At 69.7% G+C, this 3,940-nt stretch carries 2 protein-coding genes, 1 tRNA gene, 1 other RNA gene and 1 pseudogene; 2 read left to right on the forward strand and 3 right to left on the reverse strand.

Annotation, left to right across the window (positions count from 1 at the left end; all coding sequences use genetic code 11):
- Both HMPREF9062_RS01025 and ffs read right to left on the reverse strand, forming a co-directional pair.
- Nucleotides 1-1,137, reverse strand: a 1,137-nt coding sequence (locus HMPREF9062_RS01025) for a DNA polymerase III subunit gamma and tau (protein WP_009409751.1), incomplete at its 3' end; no start/stop codon positions are given.
- 72 nt (nt 1,138-1,209) lie between these two features.
- An RNA gene (ffs, locus tag HMPREF9062_RS12260) (signal recognition particle sRNA small type) lies at nt 1,210-1,304 on the reverse strand.
- Between the two features lie 239 nt (nt 1,305-1,543).
- Between ffs and HMPREF9062_RS01030 the strand changes: the two genes are divergently transcribed.
- A tRNA-Ser gene (locus HMPREF9062_RS01030) sits at nt 1,544-1,631 on the forward strand.
- Between the two features lie 180 nt (nt 1,632-1,811).
- Nucleotides 1,812-2,369: a septum formation family protein gene (locus HMPREF9062_RS12315; protein WP_172634816.1), complete on the forward strand. Its 558-nt coding sequence runs from the start codon at nt 1,812-1,814 to the stop codon at nt 2,367-2,369.
- A gap of 54 nt (nt 2,370-2,423) precedes the next feature.
- Here the strand turns inward: HMPREF9062_RS12315 and HMPREF9062_RS01040 are convergent.
- Nucleotides 2,424-3,940 (reverse strand): annotated as a pseudogene (locus tag HMPREF9062_RS01040) (2-hydroxyacyl-CoA dehydratase); the annotation flags it as partial.

A 3,940-nucleotide genomic window follows, 5' to 3' on the forward strand; every position in this document is an offset into this window, starting at 1 on the left:
CGCCGCCGGAGCCGGGGCGGCCGGGGCCGTGACGCGCTGGTCGGCCACGAGGAGCCGGGCCATGAGCAGCTCGAGCTGGAGGCGCGGGGAGGTCGCCCCGACCATCTGCGACAGGGCCTGCGCGGTCACATCGGCCGCGCGTGACAGACCCGCCGCGCCAATGGTGCGCGACTGGCCCTCCATGCGGGTCAGCTCGTCCGCGGGCAGCGAGCCGAGCGCCGGGCCGGCCTCCGAACCGGCCAGGGCGATGACCAGCAGGTCCCGCAACCGCTGAAGCAGATCCTCGACGAACCGGCGCGGGTCGTGGCCGGAGGAGACGATGCGGTCCACCACTCGAAAGACCCCGGCGCCGTCGCAGGCCGCCAGGGCGTCGACGCAGGAATCGAGCAGGGTGGTGTCGGTGTAGCCCAGGAGGGCGACGGCGCGGGTGTAGTCCACCTCGCCGTCGACCGCCCCGCCGATGAGCTGGTCCATCACCGACAGGGTGTCGCGCACCGACCCGCCGCCGGCGCGGGTCACCAGCGGGAAGACGCCGGGGCCGACCCGCACGCCCTCGCTCCCGCACAGGTGGGCGAGGTAGGTCTCGAGCGCATCCGGGGCGACGAGGCGGAAGGGGTAGTGGTGAGTGCGCGAGCGGATCGTGCCGATGACCTTCTCCGGCTCGGTGGTGGCGAAGACGAACTTCACGTGCGCCGGCGGCTCCTCGACGAGTTTGAGCAGGGCGTTGAAGCCCTGCGGGGTGACCATGTGGGCCTCGTCGAGGATGAAGATCTTGAAGCGGTCGCGAGCCGGGGCGAAGGAGGCGCGCTCGCGCAGGTCTCGGGCATCGTCGACGCCGTTGTGGGAGGCGGCGTCGATCTCGACGACATCGAGGCTGCCGGGTCCGCCGGTGGCCAGATCGCGGCAACTCGGGCACCGGCCGCACGGGGTGTCGGTGGGGAAGCGCTCGCAGTTCAGACAGCGCGCCAGAATGCGGGCGGAGGTGGTCTTGCCGCAGCCTCGCGGGCCGGAGAAGAGGTAGGCGTGGGTGACGCGGTCGCCGCGCAACGCCGCCATGAGCGGGGCGGTCACGTGGTCCTGCCCGATGACGTCCTGGAACGTGTCGGGGCGGTAGCGGCGGTACAGGGCGGTGGTCACGGTCCGACTCTAAACGGGACCGACGGCGCTCCGCACCGGGTTGCCGGGCGCGGTCGGTCTCCTCGGAGCCGGGGCGAAGACCCCCCGTGCACCCGCCAGAGCCCGCTTACCCTTGCTACCTTCCGGTCCTGGGGGATTCACTGGATGACGCCGCACGAGGGGCCGGCCACGAGTGTACCCGATGGCGGAGCGGGCGCGCGCCGCCGAGCGCGCCGGGTGTCTCAGGTGCGGAGCACCCATGAGGATCCGCACCGCCCGCCGCACCGGGTGTCCGGGGTCGGTCACGCGCCCCCCGGGCCGCGTGATTGATGCCACCCAGAGCAGCTGGCCCCGATGCGCGGTGTCCGATATATTCCATGTCCGTTGCGCGCGGTCGGCGCTCCACTGCCGTCCGTGCGGGATGCCTGGAGGATTCGCCTAGTGGCCTATGGCGCACGCTTGGAAAGCGTGTTGGGTGCAAGCCCTCGGGGGTTCGAATCCCCCATCCTCCGCCATCGCGTCCGTCGCCTCTCCGAGCCGGAATCCCCTTTCCGACGGCGTGAGACGCGGACGAGGGCGGGAGAGCGAACCGCACGCGAGACACCACCGGGACACCCGAGGGCACTATGGGGAGGCGGCCCCGTCGGGGTCACCTCCCCATGGTGACGAAACATGGTTTCTGGCATGCTCTCACCATGTTCACATCGCCCGTTCGCGTATTCGCCGCCCCCGTCGCTCTTCTTCTCGCATTGGGTCTGGCCGCCTGTCAGGATCAGATCCCCGTCGCCTCGACCTCGGCGAGCAGTGGAAGCACCGCGCCCGTTCCCAGCGCCTCCTCGAGTCCGAGCACAAAGACGCCGACGCCAACAGCCTCGTCCTCGGGCAGGAGGATCAAGGCCAACGATCTCAAGGTGGGCGACTGCTTCGACAACACCGACCCGGGGAACACCGACTCCGTCAACGACGTCTCCGTCACCGATTGCTCGTCCCCCCATACCTACGAGGTCTACAACATCTCCCAGATCAGCGGCAGCACCTACCCCTCCGATATGGATCTGGAAGTCAGCAAGGCCTGCTACGACTCATTCGAGGACTACGTCGGCATCAGCGTTGACAGGACCCTGGCCTACACCACCTACACCCTCAGCCCCTCTCCGGGCTCGTGGACCTACGGCGATCGCATCATCTCCTGCGCGGTGGGCGAGGTCAACGGAGGAATGCTCACCGGCTCCGCTAAGGGCACGGCCCGGTGAAAGCGCGCCGAGGGACTGAGAGCCGGGCGCTCCCGGCTGATGCGCACCCGGATCTCAGTCTCTCGCCGCCTCGACCCACTCCGAGGCGGCGACATCAGGGGACTGGGGCGTAGCGTCCGGGGCCGGACCCAGGCCGGCGACGAGCTCGCCGAGTCCGGGGCCATCGGCGCGGTCCGTCTCCGGGCCGCCCACGGGTCGCACCCCGGCGCCGTCGGCAGGAGCCGAGCTCCTCTCGGCGGCCTGCTCCTCGGCCTGCTGCTCATGGACCATGTGCGCGGTGGAGATCATGAGCTTGAGCCGGTTGAGCTGATTGACCTCACTGGCGCTCGGGTCGTAGTCGATGCCGACGACGTTGGCCTGCGGGTAGCGGCGGCGGATCTCGCGGAACATGCCCTTGCCGATGACGTGGTTGGGCAGGCAGCCGAAGGGCTGGCAGCACACGATGTTCGGCGCGCCGTGCTCGATGAGCTCGATCATCTCCGCGGTCAGCAGCCACCCCTCGCCCGCCTGGTTGCCCAGGGAGAGGATCTGCGAGGCCTTGTCCATCATGTCGGCGCTGGAGGACTCGACGTCGAAGGTCCCCCCGCAGGCGGCGAGCGCCGCCCGCGCCGGCCCCTGGACCTGCTCCAGGAACCAGACGGCGGCCTTGTTCCTGGCCACGGAATTCACTCCGATGCCGTAGGCGTCGGCCTTCCACTGGGCGGTGACCGGACCGCTGAGGAAGAAGGGGAGCAGCCCCGGAACGACGGCCTCGCAGCCCTCGGCCTCGATCTGATCGACGACGTGATTGTTGGCGTCGGGCTGGAATTTGACCAGAATCTCTCCGACGACGCCGACGCGCGGCTTACGGGGGATATCGCGCCTGGGCAGGGAGTCGAACTCGCGGACCATCTCGCGCAGCAGACGCCGATAGCCCAGCCGCCCGCCCCAGGTGGGGCAGCGTCCCCTGCGCCCGAAGAATTCCCCGATGATCGCATTCCACCGTTCTACGAGGCGGTTGGTAGCCCCCTCCTGGGCCTCGTAGGGGCGCACGCGCAGCAGGCAGGTGTTGAGGGTGTCGCCGATGACGATGCCCTGGACGATCTTGAGCGCGAGAGTCGCAGTGACCTTGAACCCGGGGTTCTCCTCGATGCCCTGCAGGGAGACGGCCAGGACGGGGACCTGGGTGTAGCCGGCGTCGTGCAGGCCCTTGCGGAGCATGCCGGCGTAGTTGGTAGCACGGCACATGCCGCCGGTCTGGGAGATGGCGACGACGCAGCGGTCGGGGTCGTGGGACCCGTCCTCGAAAGCCCCGATGAGCTGGCCGATGACCATGATCGCGGGGAAGCAGGCATCGTTGTTGACGTAGCGCAGGCCGACGTCAAGGTCCTCCCTACTGGCCTGTTCGAGCAGCTCGACCTTGTAGCCCAGGCGTCGCATAAGCGGTGCGAGCGGACCGAAATGAACCGGACTCATCTGCGGCATGAGGATCGTGTGGGTGGCGCGCATCTCCTCGGTGAACGCCGGGGTGCTGGCGCCGGGCAGCTCGCGCGGCGCGCCCGACGATCCCGACGGGCCGTCCGCGCCCGCGG

Source organism: Actinomyces sp. oral taxon 448 str. F0400 (genome assembly GCF_000220835.1).
Taxonomy (GTDB): Bacteria; Actinomycetota; Actinomycetes; order Actinomycetales; family Actinomycetaceae; genus Actinomyces.